Genomic DNA, 14,351 nt, shown 5'->3' with positions numbered 1-14,351 from the left:
CCCCGCCCCGCGCCCGGCCGGGGGGCGGGGCGGGGCGGGGCAGGGCGCTGCCGCCCAGGTGGCGGGGGCCGGCGGCCGGTGCGGCGTGCCCGGCCGGTCCGTCCGGTCGGCCCACTCCGTCGGTCCGCCGGGGGCGAGAACGGGCGGAAAGCGCGGGGGCGAGGATGAACGCGGTCCACTGCGGCGAGGATGGAGGCATGGGATTCCACGTCGACTCCGAGGCCGGGCGGCTGCGCCGCGTCATCCTGCACCGGCCTGATCTGGAGCTCAAAAGGCTCACCCCCAGCAACAAGGACGCCCTCCTCTTCGACGACGTGCTGTGGGTGCGTCGGGCGCGCGCCGAGCACGACGGGTTCGCCGACGTGCTGCGCGACCGCGGGGTCACCGTTCACCTCTTCGGCGACCTGCTCACCGAGACCCTGGAGATCCCCGAGGCCAGGGCCCTCGTCCTGGACCGGGTCTTCGACGAGAAGGAGTACGGTCCGCTCGCCACCGACCACCTGCGGGCCGCCTTCGAGACCCTGCCCGCGTACGACCTGGCAGAGGTCCTGGTCGGCGGCATGACCAAGCGGGAGTTCCTGGACGCGCACGCGGAGCCCGCCTCCGTCCGCTTCCATGTGATGGACCTCGACGAGTTCCTGCTCGACCCGCTGCCCAACCACCTCTTCACCCGTGACACCTCCGCCTGGATCTACGACGGCGTCTCCATCAACGCCATGCGCTGGCCGGCGCGGCAGCGGGAGACCGTGCACTTCGAGGCGATCTACCGGCACCACCCCCTCTTCAAGGGCGAGGGGTTCCACATCTGGTCCGAGGGGCAGGCCGACTACCCGTCCACCATCGAGGGCGGCGACGTCCTGGTCATCGGCAACGGCGCCGTCCTCATCGGCATGAGCGAGCGCACCACCCCGCAGGCCGTGGAGATGCTCGCGCACAAGATCTTCGCCGCCGGGTCGGCCCGGACCATCGTGGCCCTCGACATGCCCAAGCGGCGTGCCCTGATGCACCTCGACACCGTGATGACGATGGTCGACGGCGACGTCTTCACCCAGTACGGCGGGCTCGGCATGCTCCGTTCGTACACCATCGAACCGGGCGCCGCCGACCGGGAACTCAAGGTCACCGACCATCCGCCGGAGCACATGCACCGGGCGATCGCCGCCGCACTCGGCCTCAGCGAGATCCGGGTGCTGACCGCCACCCAGGACGTGCACGCGGCCGAGCGGGAGCAGTGGGACGACGGCTGCAACGTCCTCGCCGTCGAACCCGGCGTCGTCGTCGCCTACGAGCGGAACTCGACCACCAACACACATCTGCGCAAACAGGGCATCGAGGTGATCGAGATCCCGGGCAGCGAACTGGGCCGCGGCCGGGGCGGGCCCCGCTGCATGAGCTGCCCGGTGGAGCGGTCCGCCGTGTGACGACCGGACAGGAACACCCGGGTCTTGTATAGAAATGCTGTCTATCGTATAGACTTCCATGGTCTTTCCGTAGCGTCCCCGTTCTCGCGATCCCTGGAGCGCCCCCCATGGCGACAGTCCCGACCGCCCTCGCCGGCCGTCACTTCCTCAAGGAGCTGGACTTCACCGAGGAGGAGTTCCGCGGTCTGATCGAGCTGGCCGCCGAACTGAAGGCGGCCAAGCGGGCCGGGACCGAGACACGGCACCTGAGCGGCAAGAACATCGCCCTGGTCTTCGAGAAGACCTCGACGCGCACACGCTGCGCCTTCGAGGTCGCGGCGGCCGACCAGGGGGCGCACACCACCTACCTGGACCCGGCCGGCTCGCAGATCGGGCACAAGGAGTCCGTCAAGGACACCGCCCGGGTGCTCGGCCGGATGTACGACGCCATCGAGTACCGCGGCCACGGCCAGGGCGTCGTCGAGGAACTGGCCGCGTACGCCGGGGTCCCCGTCTACAACGGCCTCACCGACGAGTGGCACCCCACCCAGATGCTCGCCGACGTGCTCACCATGACCGAGCACAGCGACAAGCCGCTGACCGGGATCGCCTTCGCCTACCTCGGCGACGCCCGCTACAACATGGGCAACTCCTACCTGGTCACCGGCGCCCTGCTCGGCATGGACGTCCGCATCGTCGCGCCGCGGCTGCTGTGGCCGGACGAGACGATCGTCGAGCTGGCCCGGCAGCTGGCCGGGACCTCCGGCGCCCGGATCACGCTCACCGAGGACGTGGAACAGGGCGTGCGCGGCGCCGACTTCGTCGCCACCGACGTATGGGTGTCGATGGGCGAGCCCAAGCAGGTCTGGGACGAGCGCATAGCGCTGCTCGGCCCGTACGCCGTGACCATGGACGTGCTGCGCGCCACCGGCAATCCCGGCGTGAAGTTCCTGCACTGCCTGCCGGCCTTCCACGACCTCGGCACCGATGTCGGCCGGGAGATCCACGAGCGGCACGGGCTGACCGAGCTGGAGGTCACCGACGAGGTCTTCGAGTCCGAGCACTCCGTCGTCTTCGACGAGGCGGAGAACCGGATGCACACCATCAAGGCGGTCCTGGTCGCGACCCTGGCCTGAGCCCCGCTGCGCGGTCCGGCCCAGAACGGCCCTGAGCCGAGGTCAGGCCGGGCGGCACTGACGGGGCGCCGGGAGGCGGAACCACACCGCCTTGCCCGACTCGGTGGGCCGGTGGCCGCAGGACGAACTGAGGGTCCGGATCAGCAGCAGCCCGCGCCCGCCCTCCTGCCAGACGTCCGGCTGCTCGACGGCCGGGTGCGTGAGGTCGCCCGGCGGCTCCGGATCCGAGTCGTGCACCTCCACCTGACAGCCGGTCGGCCGCACGTCCACCACCAGCTCGATCGGCCCGCGCCCGGCGGTGTGCTCCACCGCGTTGGCGACCAGCTCCGCCGTGAGCAGCTCCGCGGTGTCGCGGTCGGCCGCGTGCCCCAGCGCGGTCAGGGCCGTTCGGACCAGGGCGCGGGCCACCGGCACCGCCGCGGTGGTGTGCGGCAGCGCGATGCGCCAAGAGGCCGATGCCGGCGGGCGTTCGTACACGGCGGTTCCGTTCATGGAGCAGGATGTCCTGCTTTCAACCGTAGAAAGGGTACGGGGCCCGCCGGACGAGGTTCCGCACGGGTACCGCTCGGGGTCTTCGGCCCCGGTACGAGGCGGCATACCCGGGCCGGCCGCCCCCCTCGCACCTCCGGCCACGTTGTTACCGCGCTATTGACGAGTCGTGACCGTCGTGACCGTTGTGACCGGATCCGTCCTTCTTCTGCGGCCCGCGATGTTGCGCCATCCTGACGACAGTCAGAATTCAGTGATAGCTTCGAGGGTAGAGATACGTGAGGAACCGCCCGCCCGAGGAGGCCGCACCTCATGAGTCCCTTCACCGGCTCCGCCGCCCGCACCCCGACCTGGGACCACCTCCGGGTCGAGCGCGCCGAGGGCGTCGCCACCGTCACCCTCGCCCGCCCCGAGAAGCTGAACGCGCTCACCTTCGGCGCCTACGCCGACCTGCGCGACCTGCTCGCCGAGCTGTCCCGCGAACGGTCCGTGCGGGCCCTGGTACTGGCCGGCGCGGGACGCGGCTTCTGCTCCGGCGGCGACGTCGACGAGATCATCGGTGCGACCCTCGCCCTGGACACCGCCCAACTCCTCGACTTCAACCGGATGACCGGCCAGGTCGTGCGAGCCGTACGGGAGTGCCCGTTCCCGGTGATCGCGGCGGTGCACGGGGTCGCGGCGGGCGCCGGGGCCGTCCTGGCGCTCGCGGCCGACTTCCGCGTGGCCGACCCGAGCGCCCGCTTCGCCTTCCTGTTCACCCGCGTCGGGCTGTCCGGCGGCGACATGGGCGCCGCCTATCTGCTGCCCCGGGTCGTCGGCCTCGGCCACGCCACCCGGCTGCTCATGCTCGGCGAACCGGTGCGCGCCGCCGAGGCCGAGCGGATCGGGCTGATCAGCGAACTGACCGAGGAGGGCCGCGCCGACGAGGCGGCCGAGGCCCTCGCCCGGCGGCTCGCCGACGGCCCGGCCCTGGCCCACGCACAGACCAAGGCGCTGCTCACCGCCGAACTGGACATGCCGCTGGCGGCATCGGTGGAACTGGACGCGTCGACCCAGGCGCTGCTGATGAACAGCGCGGACTACGCCGAGTTCCACGCGGCCTTCACCGAGAAGCGCCCCCCGAAATGGCAGGGACGGTGACCATGCGGACCGAAGGCGCGCGGGGAACCGCGGGCCACCCCCGACGCATCGCGGTCATCGGCGGCGGCCCCGGTGGCCTCTACTCCGCCGCCCTGCTCAAACGCCTCGACCCGACCCGCGAGATCACCGTCTGGGAACGCAACGCCCCCGACGACACCTTCGGCTTCGGCGTCGTCCTCTCCGACGAGACCCTCGGCGGCATCGAACACGCCGACCCGGTGGTCTACGAGGCCCTGCAACAGGAGTTCGTCCGCTGGGACGACATCGACATCGTCCACCGAAACAACCGCCACACCTCCTCGGGACACGGCTTCGCCGCCCTCGGCAGACGACGGCTCCTGGAGATCCTGCACCAACGGTGCCGCTGCCTCGGCATCGACCTGCGCTTCGGCAGCGAGGCACCGTACCCGGCCTGGCTCGCCGAGACCTACGACCTGGTCATCGCCGCCGACGGTGTGCACAGCACCACCCGCGAGGCGTACGCCCATGTGTTCCGCCCCCGGGTGACCGCCCACCGGTGCCGCTACATCTGGCTCGCCGCCGACTTCGCCTTCGACGCCTTCCGCTTCGAGATCGCCGAGACCGAACACGGCGTGATGCAACTGCACGGCTACCCCTATGCCCGCCCCGGGCAGAACCGCCCTGATCCGTCATCCGGCCACGACGCTTCGACGGAACCCTCCGCGTCGCAGGACCGCTCCGGTGCCTCCACCGTGATCGTCGAGATGCGCGAGGAGGTGTGGGAGGCCGCCGGATTCGCTGAACTCGGCGAGCAGGAGTCCGTCGCACGCTGCGCCAAGATCTTCGCGGACGCGCTCGGCGGACGGCCGCTGCGCTCCAACAAGTCCGCCTGGACCACCTTCCGCACGGTCGTCAACGAACGCTGGTCGCACGAGAACGTCGTCCTCCTCGGCGACGCCGCCCACACCGCCCACTTCTCCATCGGTTCCGGCACCAAGCTCGCCGTCGAGGACGCCCTGGCCCTGGCCGCCTGCCTGACCGAACACCCCACGACGGCCGGGGCGCTCGCGGCCTACGAGGCGGAGCGCAGACCCGTCGTCGCCTCCACCCAGCGGGCCGCTCGGGCCAGCCTGGAGTGGTTCGAGGACCTCGGCCGCTACCTCGACCAGCGGCCCCGGCAGTTCGCCTTCAACCTGCTCACCCGCAGTCGCCGCGTCACCCACGACAACCTGCGGCTGCGCGACGCACGCTTCACCGAGTCCGTGGAGCGCGAGTTCGGCTGCCCGCCGGGCACGCCCCCGATGTTCACCCCGTTCCGGCTGCGCGGGCTGACCCTGCGCAACCGGGTCGTCGTCTCACCCATGGACATGTACTCGGCCACCGACGGCGTCCCCGGCGACTTCCACCTCGTCCACCTGGGCGCCCGTGCCCTCGGCGGCGCCGGCCTGCTGATGACCGAGATGGTGTGCGTCAGCGCCGAAGGGCGGATCACCCCCGGCTGCACCGGCCTCTACACCGGCAGACAGGCCGAGAGCTGGCGCCGGATCACCGACTTCGTGCACACACAGGCACCGGGCACCGCGATCGGCCTACAACTCGGCCACAGCGGACGCAAGGGCTCCACCAAGCTGATGTGGCAGGGCATCGACGAGCCGCTGCCCACCGGGAACTGGCCGCTCGTGGCCGCCTCCCCACTGCCGTACAAGCCGGGCAGCCAGACGCCGCACCGGCTCACCCGTGCCCAGCTCACCGACCTCCGCGAGCAGTTCACGGCCGCCGCCCGGCGGGCCGCCCGGGCCGGCTTCGACCTGCTCGAACTGCACTGCGCGCACGGCTACCTGCTCTCCGGTTTCCTCTCCCCGCTCACCAACCGGCGCACCGACGCCTACGGCGGCTCGCTCCCCGACCGGCTGCGCTTCCCGCTGGAGGTCTTCGACGCCGTCCGCGCGGCGTGGCCCGAGGAGCGGCCGATGACCGTACGGATCTCCGCCACCGACTGGGCGGAGGGCGGGACCACGGCCGAGGAGGCGGTGGAGATCGCCCGTGCCTTCGCCGCGCACGGCGTCGACGCGATCGACGTGTCGACCGGACAGGTGGTGGCCGAGGAGCAGCCCGAGTTCGGACGGTCCTACCAGACGCCGTTCGCCGACCGGATCCGGCACGAGACCGGCGTACCGGTGATCGCGGTCGGCGCGATCACCTCCTGGGACGACGTCAACTCGCTGATCCTGGCCGGGCGCACCGACCTGTGCGCGCTGGGCCGCCCGCACCTCTACGACCCGCACTGGACCCTGCACGCGGCGGCCGAGCAGGAGTACGAGGGGCCGGGCACCGGCTGGCCCGTCCCCTACCGCGCGGGCAGCAGGCGCCCGCGGACCGGACGCACCGACGCCCCCAAGCCCCGGCTCACACTGGAGCGCTGACCCGCGCCATGCCCGCGGTCAGCGTGGCGCCGTCCGCCGGGTCGATCAGGATGAACGCGCCGGTGCGCCGGGAGACGGCGTAGTCGTCGAGGGCGACCGGCTCCGCCGTGCGCAGGGTGATCCGGCCCAGGTCGTTCGCCGTCAGCTCGGCCGTCTCCCCGAGGGACCTGACGATCGCCCGTACGGTCCTGGTGGTGTGCTTGAGCAGTACGCGGTCGCCGGGGCGCAGCGGACGGTCGGCGAGGTGGCAGACGTCCGCCGTGACGTCCTGGGTGAGCACGGGTGCGGCGGCACCCGCGGTGATCATGTCGCCGCGGGAGACGTCCCGCTGGTCGGCCAGGCGCAGCGCGATGGACCGCGGGGCGTGGGCCGCGGACACCGGCTCGCCCAGCGCGTCGATCCCGGCGATCTCGGAGGTGGCGCCCGAGGGATGGACCGTCACGCGGTCGCCCACCCGCAGCGCGCCGGAGACCAGTTGCCCGGCGTAGTGGCGGACGTCGCCGTGCCGGATGACGTACTGGACGGGGAAGCGGGCCGGGGCGTCGGCGGGGTCCGCGGCCACCGGGACGCCCTCCAGGAACTCCAGCAGCGCCGGACCGGCGTACCAGTCCATGGCGGCGGAGCGCTCCACCACGTTGTCGCCGGCCAGCGCCGACACCGGGATCGCGGTGAACGACCCGAGGCCCAGCCCGGCCGCGTGGCCCGCGAAGTCCGCGACGATGCGGTCGAACTCCTCCTCCGCGTAGCCGACGAGGTCCATCTTGTTGACGGCGAGGACGACGTGGGGGACGCGGAGGAGGGCGGCGATGGCGGCGTGGCGGCGGGTCTGTTCGACGACTCCGTTGCGGGCGTCGACGAGGACGACGGTGAGTTCGGCGGTGGAGGCGCCGGTGACCATGTTGCGGGTGTACTGCACGTGGCCGGGGGTGTCGGCGAGGATGAAGCGGCGGCGGGGGGTGGCGAAGTAGCGGTAGGCGACGTCGATGGTGATGCCCTGTTCGCGTTCGGCGCGTAGTCCGTCGGTGAGGAGGGCGAGGTCGGGGGTGTCCTTGCCGCGGCTGAGGGAGGCGTGTTCGACGGCTTCGAGCTGGTCGGTGAGGACCGATTTGGAGTCGTGGAGGAGGCGTCCGACCAGGGTGGACTTGCCGTCGTCGACCGAACCGGCCGTCGCGAAGCGCAGGGTGTCGATGGTCGTGCTCATGTCTAGAAGTACCCCTCGCGCTTGCGGTCTTCCATCGCGGCTTCGGAGAGTTTGTCGTCGGCGCGGGTGGCGCCGCGTTCGGTGAGCCGGGAGGCGGTGATCTCGGCGATGACCTTGTCGATGGTGTCGGCGTCGGAGTCGACGGCGCCGGTGCAGGACATGTCGCCGACGGTGCGGTAGCGGACCTGGCGCTTCTCGACCGTCTCGTCGTCCCTCGGGCCGCCCCAGTCGCCGGCGGTCAGCCACATCCCGTCCCGCCGGAACACCTCGCGGTGGTGGGCGTAGTAGATGGCCGGCAACTCGATCTCCTCGCGGGCGATGTACTGCCAGACGTCGAGTTCGGTCCAGTTGGAGAGGGGGAAGACGCGGACGTGTTCGCCGGGGGCGTGGCGGCCGTTGTAGAGGTTCCAGAGTTCGGGGCGTTGGCGGCGGGGGTCCCATTGGGAGAATTCGTCGCGGAGGGAGAAGACGCGTTCTTTGGCGCGGGCTTTTTCTTCGTCGCGGCGTCCGCCGCCGAAGACGGCGTCGAATTTCTCGTGCTGGATCTTTTCGGTGAGGGGGAGGGTCTGGAGGGGGTTGCGGGTGCCGTCGGGGCGTTCTTTGAGGGTGCCGCGGTCGATGTAGTCCTGGACGGAGGCGATGTGCAGGCGCAGGTTGTGGGTGTGGGCGGTGTGGTCGCGGTGGTGGAGGACTTCGGGGAAGTTGTGGCCGGTGTCGACGTGGAGGAGGGCGAAGGGTACGGGGGCGGGGGTGAAGGCTTTGAGGGCGAGGTGGAGCATGACGATGGAGTCCTTGCCGCCGGAGAAGAGGATCACCGGTCGTTCGAACTCGCCCGCGACCTCGCGGACGATGTGCACCGCCTCCGACTCCAGCGCGTCCAGATGCGAGAGCGTGCCGCTCACACCAGCCCCCGCTCCGTCAGCAGCGCGTGCACCGCGTCCGCCGACTCCCGGGGGGTCTGCTCCTCGGTCCGCAGCACCAGCGCCGGTTCGGCCGGCGGCTCGTACGGGTCGTCGACCCCCGTCAGACCGGACAGCTCGCCCGCCGCCTGCCTGGCGTACAGGCCCTTCACGTCCCGCTCGGTGCACACCTCGACCGGGGTGGCGACATGCACTTCGAGATAGGGCGTCGCACTCTTCTCGTGCCGGGCCCGCACCGCGTCACGGCTGTCGGCGTACGGGGCGATCACCGGGACCAGGGACAGCACGCCGTTGCGCGCGAGCACCTCGGAGACCAGCCCGATGCGCTGCACGTTGGTGTTGCGGTCCGCCCGGGAGAAACCGAGGCCGGAGGAGAGGAAGCGGCGTATCTCGTCGCCGTCGAGGACCTCCACCCTGCGTCCCTCGCCGGCCAGCCGGTCAGCGAGGAGACGGGCGATGGTGGTCTTGCCCGCGCTCGGCAGCCCCGTGAGCCAGACGGTGGCTCCCTGGGCCCTTGCCGTGGTGGTCATGCGTAACAGTCCTCTTCTTCTAACCAAGGCGTACCGGACGATCAGACTGTAGGTAAGAAACCTGAGAAGAGGTAAGGAGGGGGCTGAGGGTTCCATGAGTGGCGCAAGATGTGTGTGGGATCACACAAAGGGGCGGTCGCCGGGCCGGTGCGCCGGGTCCGCCGGGCGACGGACACCGGCGCCGGGACGGCATGCGGTGCGGTGGTGTCCGTCCGCGGTGGCGGCGTGGTGCCCCGCCCGGTTCCCGCCGCCGCTTGCGGGGCGCCCCCTCCCCGGGGCGCCGTCGCGGTCCGCGGTCCGTGCGGTCCGTGCGGTCTGCGTGGTCCGCGTGGTCCGCGTGGTCCGCGTGGTCCGCCCAGGATCACTCCCCGACGAACTCGGCCCCCGCGTCCCGCAGTCGCGCGTGCAGCGCGCGGAAGACCTCCGCCGAACGGGCGCCCGGCCAGTTCGCGGGCAGCAGGTGCGGCGGCAGCCCGGGGTCGGCGTACGGCAGGTGGCGCCAGGAGTCCAGGGCCAGCAGGTAGTCGTGGTACGCCTGCTCGGGCGCGGTGTCCGCCCGCCGCTGCCAGGCGTGCAGCACGGGCGCGTGCGCGTCCAGGAACACCTCGTGCTGCTTGGCGATGGCGGCCAGGTCCCACCAGCGCGCTACCGCCTCGGCGGTGGGCGCGAAACCGAGGTGCTCACCGCGGAAGAAGTCCACGTACGGGTCGAGCGCCAGCCGCTGGAGGGTGTGCCGGGTCTCCTCGTGCAGCCGCGCCGGAGCGATCCACACCCCGGGTGCGGCCGTGCCGAAGCCCAGCCCCGCGAGCCGGGAGCGCAGCACGTGCCGCTTCTGCCGCTCCGATTCCGGCACCGAGAACACGGCGAGCACCCAGCCCTCGTCCTCGGGCGGCACGGACGCGTAGATGCGCAGATCGCCGTCGTCGAGCAACTGCCGGGCGTCCGAGGACAGTCCGTATCCGGCCGCGCCCCGCTCCGTGCGGGCGGGCAGCAGCAGTCCGCGCCGCTTCAGACGGGACACCGACGACCGCACGGACGGCGCGTCCACGCCGACCGCGGCCAGGAGCCGGATCAGTTCCGCGACGGGTACCGGACCGGGCATGAAGCGGCCGTACGCGCCGTAGAGAGTGATGATGAGGGACCGGGGGGCGTGCTGCTCGGACACGTTGATCATCTTAGGTCTTCGTGATCATGGCTGGTCACCTCGGGTGCGGAGGCGAAAACGCTGGAGCTTGCCGGTCGCCGTGCGTGGCAGCGCGTCCAGGAAGACGATCTCCCGCGGGCACTTGTACGGCGCCAGTTCGGACTTGACGAAGTCGCGCAGGGCGTCGGCGTCCCGCTCGGCGCCCTCCGCCAGCACCGCGTACGCCACCACGATCTGGCCGCGCGCCTCGTCGGGCCGTCCGATCACCGCGGCCTCGATCACGTCCGGATGGCGCAGCAGCGCGTCCTCGACCTCGGGGCCCGCGATGTTGTACCCGGCCGAGATGATCATGTCGTCGGCGCGTGCGACGTACCGGAAGTAGCCGTCGGCCTCGCGGACATAGGTGTCGCCGGTGACGTTCCAGCCGCCGCGCACGTAGACCTGCTGCCGCGGGTCGGCGAGGTAGCGGCAGCCGACCGGGCCGCGCACGGCCAGCAGGCCCGGTTCGCCGTCGGGCACGGGATCCCCGTTCTCGTCCTGCACGCGCGCGTGCCACCCCGGTACGGGAACGCCCGTGGTGCCGGGTCTGATGTGCTCGTCGGCGGCGGAGATGAAGATGTGCAGCAGTTCGGTGGCGCCGATCCCGTTGATGATGCGCAGCCCGGTGCGCTCCCGCCAGGCCCGCCAGGTCGCGGCGGGCAGGTTCTCGCCCGCGGAGACACAGCGCCGCAGCGACGAGGTGTCGTGTCCGTCCAGGTGGTCGAGCATCGTGCGGTAGGCGGTCGGCGCGGTGAACAGCACGGAGACCCCGTGCCGGGCGATGGCAGGCAGCAACTGCCGGGGCCCGGCCTGTTCGAGCAGGAGCGCGCTGGCGCCGGCGCGCATCGGGAAGACCACGAGACCGCCCAGGCCGAAGGTGAAGCCGAGCGGGGGACTGCCCGCGAAGACATCGCCGGGACGGGGCCCGAGCACATGTCTGGAGAAGGTGTCCGCGATGGCGAGCACGTCCCGGTGGAAGTGCATGCACCCCTTCGGACGACCGGTGGTGCCGGAGGTGAACGCGATCAGCGCGATGTCGTCGGCCGCGGTCCGCACCGCCGGGTACGGGGTGCCCGGCGCGGGGCGGCCGAGCAGGTCGTCCGGCGCGTCACCGCCGTACGTCGTGACGCGCAGCCCGGGGATCCGGGCCTTCGTGAGATCGCCGACGGACCGCGCGTCGCACAGGGCGTGGCTCACCCGGGCGATCTCGCAGATGGTGGCCAGTTCGTGCGGGCGCTGCTGGGCCAGCACGGTGACGGCGACGGCGCCCGCCTTCAGCACCGCGAGCCAACAGGCCGCCAGCCACGGTGTGGTCGGGCCGCGCAGCAGGACCCGGTTGCCGGGCACCACGCCGAGGTCACCGGTGAGGACGTGGGCGAGGCGGTCGACGAGCATGCGCAACTCGCCGTAGGTCCAGGAACCGCCGGTGGGCGTGTGGAACACCGGGCGCGCCGGGTCGGCGTGGTCCAGGAGTTCGGCCGCGCAGTTCAGCCGGTCGGGGTAGCGCAGCTCCGGCAGGTCGAAGTGGAGTTCGGGCCACTGGTCGGGCGGCGGGAGGTGGTCGCGCGCGAAGGTGTCGACGTGCGCCGAGACGTTCAAGCCGGTTCGCCCCCTTGCCGGTCGGCTCGTGGTGGGCTCGCGCAACGAGCGTATCGTGTTGATGACGACAGTCAATGGTCCGCGATACCGTCGGGTGGGGTCCTGACGACCCGCCATGGAGGGAGGAACGGCAGTGCCCGCATTCTCACTCGAACCCGAGCAAATCGCCTGGAGCGCCCAGGTGCGTTCACTCGCCGCGCAGCGGCTGCGCCCACTCGCCGAAAAGGGTGAGCCCGGTCGGGTCAATCGCCCGCTCGTCGCCGAACTCGGCCGACTGGGCCTGCTCACCCGACTGTTCGACTCCGGCGCCCTCGACCTCTGTCTGATGCGGGAGTCCCTGGCCCAGGCATGTACGGAGGCGGAGACGGCCCTCGCCCTCCAGGGCCTGGGCGCCCACCCGGTGCACGCCTACGGCACCCCGGCCCAGCGCGACCGCTGGTTGCCCCGCGTCGTCGACGGCACGGCGGTCGCGGCCTTCGCGCTGAGCGAGCCGGGGGCGGGTTCGGACGCCGCGGCGCTGGCCCTGCGGGCGGATGCGGAGCGGGACGCGGTCGCGCGCGGTGGTGACCTGGCAGCCGCTTCCGCCGCCGCTGCCGGGTCGGGGAGCCTGGCGGACGCCGGGGACGGGGGCAGCGGGGACGGTTTCGGGGGTGAGGGCCGCGGGGGTGTGGCGGGCGACGGCCGGGTGCGACGTGGCGTGCGGGGCGTCGGTCCGGATGCCGTGCTCGGTGCCGCGCCGGCGGCCGAACGGGACGGCCCGCGCCGCTGGCGGCTCACCGGCGAGAAGTGCTGGATCTCCAACGCCCCCGAAGCCGACTTCTACACGGTGTTCGCCCGCACCACCCCGGGCGCGGGCGCCCGCGGCGTGACCGCCTTCCTCGTGCCCGCCGACCGGCCGGGCCTCACCGGAAGCGCCCTGGACATGCTCTCCCCGCACCCCGTCGGCGCCCTGCGGTTCGATGCCGTACCCGTCACCGCGGACGACGTGCTCGGCGAGATCGACCGCGGCTTCCGCGTCGCGATGGGCACCCTGAACCTGTTCCGCCCGAGCGTCGGCGCCTTCGCGGTCGGCATGGCGCAGGCCGCGCTCGACGCCACCCTCCACCACACCTGCGGACGGGACGCCTTCGGCGGCAAGCTGATGGACCTGCAGACCGTCGCCCACCAGGTCGCCGAGATGGCCCTGCGGACGGACGCGGCCCGGCTGATGGTGTACGCGGCGGCGACGGCCCACGACGAGTCCGCGCCGGACGTCCCCATGCGCGCCGCGATGGCCAAGCTGCTCGCCACCGAGACCGCCCAGTACGTCGTCGACACCGCCGTCCAACTGCACGGTGCCCGTGCGCTGCGCCGCGGCCATCTGCTCGAACACCTCTACCGCGAGGTGCGCGCCCCGCGCATCTACGAGGGTGCGAGCGAGGTCCAGCGCGGCATCATCGCCAAGGAGCTGTACGCCACGTACGCCGCACCGCACACTCCGCAGGAGGCCCCGTGACGGCCGAGCGCGTCAACCCGCCCGATCTCTCCCCGCCCGTCGGCTTCTCCCACGCCGTGGTCGCCACCGGCACCCGGTTGGTCTTCCTGGCGGGCCAGACCGCCCTCGACGCCGACGGCAAGATCACCGGCGACACCCTGCCCGAGCAGTTCGAGCGGGCCCTCGGCAACCTGCTCGCCGCCCTGCACGCGGCCGGCGGCGCCCCCGGTGACCTCGCACGGGTCACCGTCTACGCCACGGATGTCTCCGACTATCGCGACCGTGCTCGTGAACTCGGCCGTATCTGGCGGAGGCTGACCGGGCGGACGTATCCGGCGATGGCGGTCGTCGGGGTCGTACGGCTCTGGGACGAGCGGGCGATGGTGGAGCTGGACGGGTTTGCCGTGCTTTAGCGCTCCGCTTGAGGGGCAGGGGCAGGGGCAGGGGCTGGGGCTGTGGGTGGGGGTGTGGGTGGGGGGTGTCGGATGCTGGGTGAGTGCGGGTGCGTTGGGGTTGGTCGCGCAGTTCCCCGCGCCCCTGGGTGGGTGGGGGGTGTTGGTTGTTGGGTGGGTGCGGGTGGGGTTCAGGCGGCTGGGGTCAGGTGGGCGGTCGGGGGGCGGTGGGGTGGGACGACGCTGCCGTCGGGGTGCAGTTCGCCTGTGTCGTCGAAGTGGATCGTGCCGTCGCACAGCAGGTTCCAGCCCTGTTCGGGGCGGGCGGCGACGACGTGCGGGGCGCCGCCGGGGTGGCACGGGGAGAGCTGGGGACACATGGCGGACCTCCGCGACGGACGGGACGACTGCCCCGCGGCCTGGCTGCCGCACGGCATACCCAGACCATGCGCCGTCCGTGAACGCCCCGGAACGGCTCGTCGCGAGATGTGACAACACGCGGA

13 protein-coding genes are annotated in these 14,351 nt (G+C 72.1%); 6 read left to right on the top strand and 7 right to left on the bottom strand.

Features of this window, described 5'->3' with window-relative positions; genetic code table 11:
- The first annotated feature begins 197 nt into the window (after nucleotides 1–197).
- A complete protein-coding gene (locus ACFC09_RS03040; RefSeq protein ID WP_376523330.1) occupies nucleotides 198–1,421 on the top strand; it encodes an arginine deiminase in 1,224 nt (407 codons plus the stop codon).
- A gap of 107 nt (nucleotides 1,422–1,528) precedes the next feature.
- Entirely contained in the window at nucleotides 1,529–2,536 is a 1,008-nt protein-coding gene (gene argF / locus ACFC09_RS03035; RefSeq protein ID WP_376523327.1) for an ornithine carbamoyltransferase, read from the top strand.
- Between the two features lie 42 nt (nucleotides 2,537–2,578).
- On the opposite strand, the gene ACFC09_RS03030 is transcribed toward argF, so the two are convergent.
- Nucleotides 2,579–3,028 carry an ATP-binding protein gene (locus tag ACFC09_RS03030; protein WP_376523325.1) on the bottom strand — a complete coding sequence of 150 codons (450 nt, stop codon included), beginning with the start codon at nucleotides 3,026–3,028 and terminating at the stop codon, nucleotides 2,579–2,581.
- Between the two features lie 309 nt (nucleotides 3,029–3,337).
- Between ACFC09_RS03030 and ACFC09_RS03025 the strand changes: the two genes are divergently transcribed.
- Together ACFC09_RS03025 and ACFC09_RS03020 are read left to right on the top strand one after the other, a co-directional pair.
- Complete coding sequence (locus ACFC09_RS03025) at nucleotides 3,338–4,165, top strand: enoyl-CoA hydratase family protein (protein WP_376523322.1); 828 nt, start codon at nucleotides 3,338–3,340, stop codon at nucleotides 4,163–4,165.
- Between the two features lie 2 nt (nucleotides 4,166–4,167).
- The gene (locus tag ACFC09_RS03020; protein ID WP_376523320.1) at nucleotides 4,168–6,549 is read left to right on the top strand and encodes an oxidoreductase; all 2,382 of its coding nucleotides are present in this window, start codon (nucleotides 4,168–4,170) and stop codon (nucleotides 6,547–6,549) included.
- Here ACFC09_RS03020 and ACFC09_RS03015 read toward each other — a convergent pair.
- The 5 genes from ACFC09_RS03015 to ACFC09_RS02995 form a co-directional block, all read right to left on the bottom strand.
- Nucleotides 6,533–7,750, bottom strand: a complete 1,218-nt coding sequence (locus ACFC09_RS03015) for a sulfate adenylyltransferase subunit 1 (RefSeq protein ID WP_376523317.1) — start codon at nucleotides 7,748–7,750, stop codon at nucleotides 6,533–6,535. The genes ACFC09_RS03020 and ACFC09_RS03015 overlap by 17 nt on opposite strands.
- A 2-nt stretch (nucleotides 7,751–7,752) precedes the next feature.
- The gene (gene cysD, locus ACFC09_RS03010; protein WP_376523314.1) at nucleotides 7,753–8,652 is read right to left on the bottom strand and encodes a sulfate adenylyltransferase subunit CysD; all 900 of its coding nucleotides are present in this window, start codon (nucleotides 8,650–8,652) and stop codon (nucleotides 7,753–7,755) included.
- Nucleotides 8,649–9,200: an adenylyl-sulfate kinase gene (cysC, locus tag ACFC09_RS03005; protein WP_376523311.1), complete on the bottom strand. Its 552-nt coding sequence runs from the start codon at nucleotides 9,198–9,200 to the stop codon at nucleotides 8,649–8,651. Before cysC ends, cysD begins: the two co-directional genes overlap by 4 nt.
- 361 nt (nucleotides 9,201–9,561) lie before the next feature.
- Complete coding sequence (locus tag ACFC09_RS03000) at nucleotides 9,562–10,374, bottom strand: PaaX family transcriptional regulator C-terminal domain-containing protein (RefSeq protein ID WP_376523309.1); 813 nt, start codon at nucleotides 10,372–10,374, stop codon at nucleotides 9,562–9,564.
- Nucleotides 10,375–10,389: 15 nt separating this feature from the next.
- Nucleotides 10,390–11,982 (bottom strand): AMP-binding protein, encoded by a 1,593-nt coding sequence (locus ACFC09_RS02995; protein ID WP_376523306.1) that lies wholly within the window; start codon nucleotides 11,980–11,982, stop codon nucleotides 10,390–10,392.
- Nucleotides 11,983–12,115: 133 nt separating this feature from the next.
- Between ACFC09_RS02995 and ACFC09_RS02990 the strand changes: the two genes are divergently transcribed.
- Together ACFC09_RS02990 and ACFC09_RS02985 are read left to right on the top strand one after the other, a co-directional pair.
- On the top strand, nucleotides 12,116–13,477 hold the full coding sequence (locus ACFC09_RS02990; RefSeq protein ID WP_376523305.1) for an acyl-CoA dehydrogenase family protein: 1,362 nt from the start codon (nucleotides 12,116–12,118) through the stop codon (nucleotides 13,475–13,477).
- Nucleotides 13,474–13,869, top strand: a complete 396-nt coding sequence (locus ACFC09_RS02985) for a RidA family protein (RefSeq protein WP_376523302.1) — start codon at nucleotides 13,474–13,476, stop codon at nucleotides 13,867–13,869. Before ACFC09_RS02990 ends, ACFC09_RS02985 begins: the two co-directional genes overlap by 4 nt.
- A 170-nt stretch (nucleotides 13,870–14,039) precedes the next feature.
- On the opposite strand, the gene ACFC09_RS02980 is transcribed toward ACFC09_RS02985, so the two are convergent.
- A complete protein-coding gene (locus ACFC09_RS02980; RefSeq protein WP_376523299.1) occupies nucleotides 14,040–14,228 on the bottom strand; it encodes a DUF5999 family protein in 189 nt (62 codons plus the stop codon).
- Nucleotides 14,229–14,351: the final 123 nt, after the last annotated feature.

Source organism: Streptomyces sp. NPDC056161 (assembly GCF_042268025.1).
In the GTDB taxonomy this organism is placed as follows: domain Bacteria; phylum Actinomycetota; class Actinomycetes; order Streptomycetales; family Streptomycetaceae; genus Streptomyces.
This window is presented reverse-complemented; position numbering and strand designations above follow the sequence as displayed.

What these genes read in the sequence shown, in the direction of transcription:
- ACFC09_RS03040 (WP_376523330.1), top strand. Translation starts at nt 198, where the DNA reads ATGGGATTCCACGTCGACTCCGAGGCCGGGCGGCTGCGCCGCGTCATC.
- argF (WP_376523327.1), top strand. Translation starts at nt 1,529, where the DNA reads ATGGCGACAGTCCCGACCGCCCTCGCCGGCCGTCACTTCCTCAAGGAG.
- ACFC09_RS03030 (WP_376523325.1), bottom strand. Translation starts at nt 3,028, where the DNA reads ATGAACGGAACCGCCGTGTACGAACGCCCGCCGGCATCGGCCTCTTGG.
- ACFC09_RS03025 (WP_376523322.1), top strand. Translation starts at nt 3,338, where the DNA reads ATGAGTCCCTTCACCGGCTCCGCCGCCCGCACCCCGACCTGGGACCAC.
- ACFC09_RS03020 (WP_376523320.1), top strand. Translation starts at nt 4,168, where the DNA reads ATGCGGACCGAAGGCGCGCGGGGAACCGCGGGCCACCCCCGACGCATC.
- ACFC09_RS03015 (WP_376523317.1), bottom strand. Translation starts at nt 7,750, where the DNA reads ATGAGCACGACCATCGACACCCTGCGCTTCGCGACGGCCGGTTCGGTC.
- cysC (WP_376523311.1), bottom strand. Translation starts at nt 9,200, where the DNA reads ATGACCACCACGGCAAGGGCCCAGGGAGCCACCGTCTGGCTCACGGGG.
- ACFC09_RS03000 (WP_376523309.1), bottom strand. Translation starts at nt 10,374, where the DNA reads ATGATCAACGTGTCCGAGCAGCACGCCCCCCGGTCCCTCATCATCACT.
- ACFC09_RS02980 (WP_376523299.1), bottom strand. Translation starts at nt 14,228, where the DNA reads ATGTGTCCCCAGCTCTCCCCGTGCCACCCCGGCGGCGCCCCGCACGTC.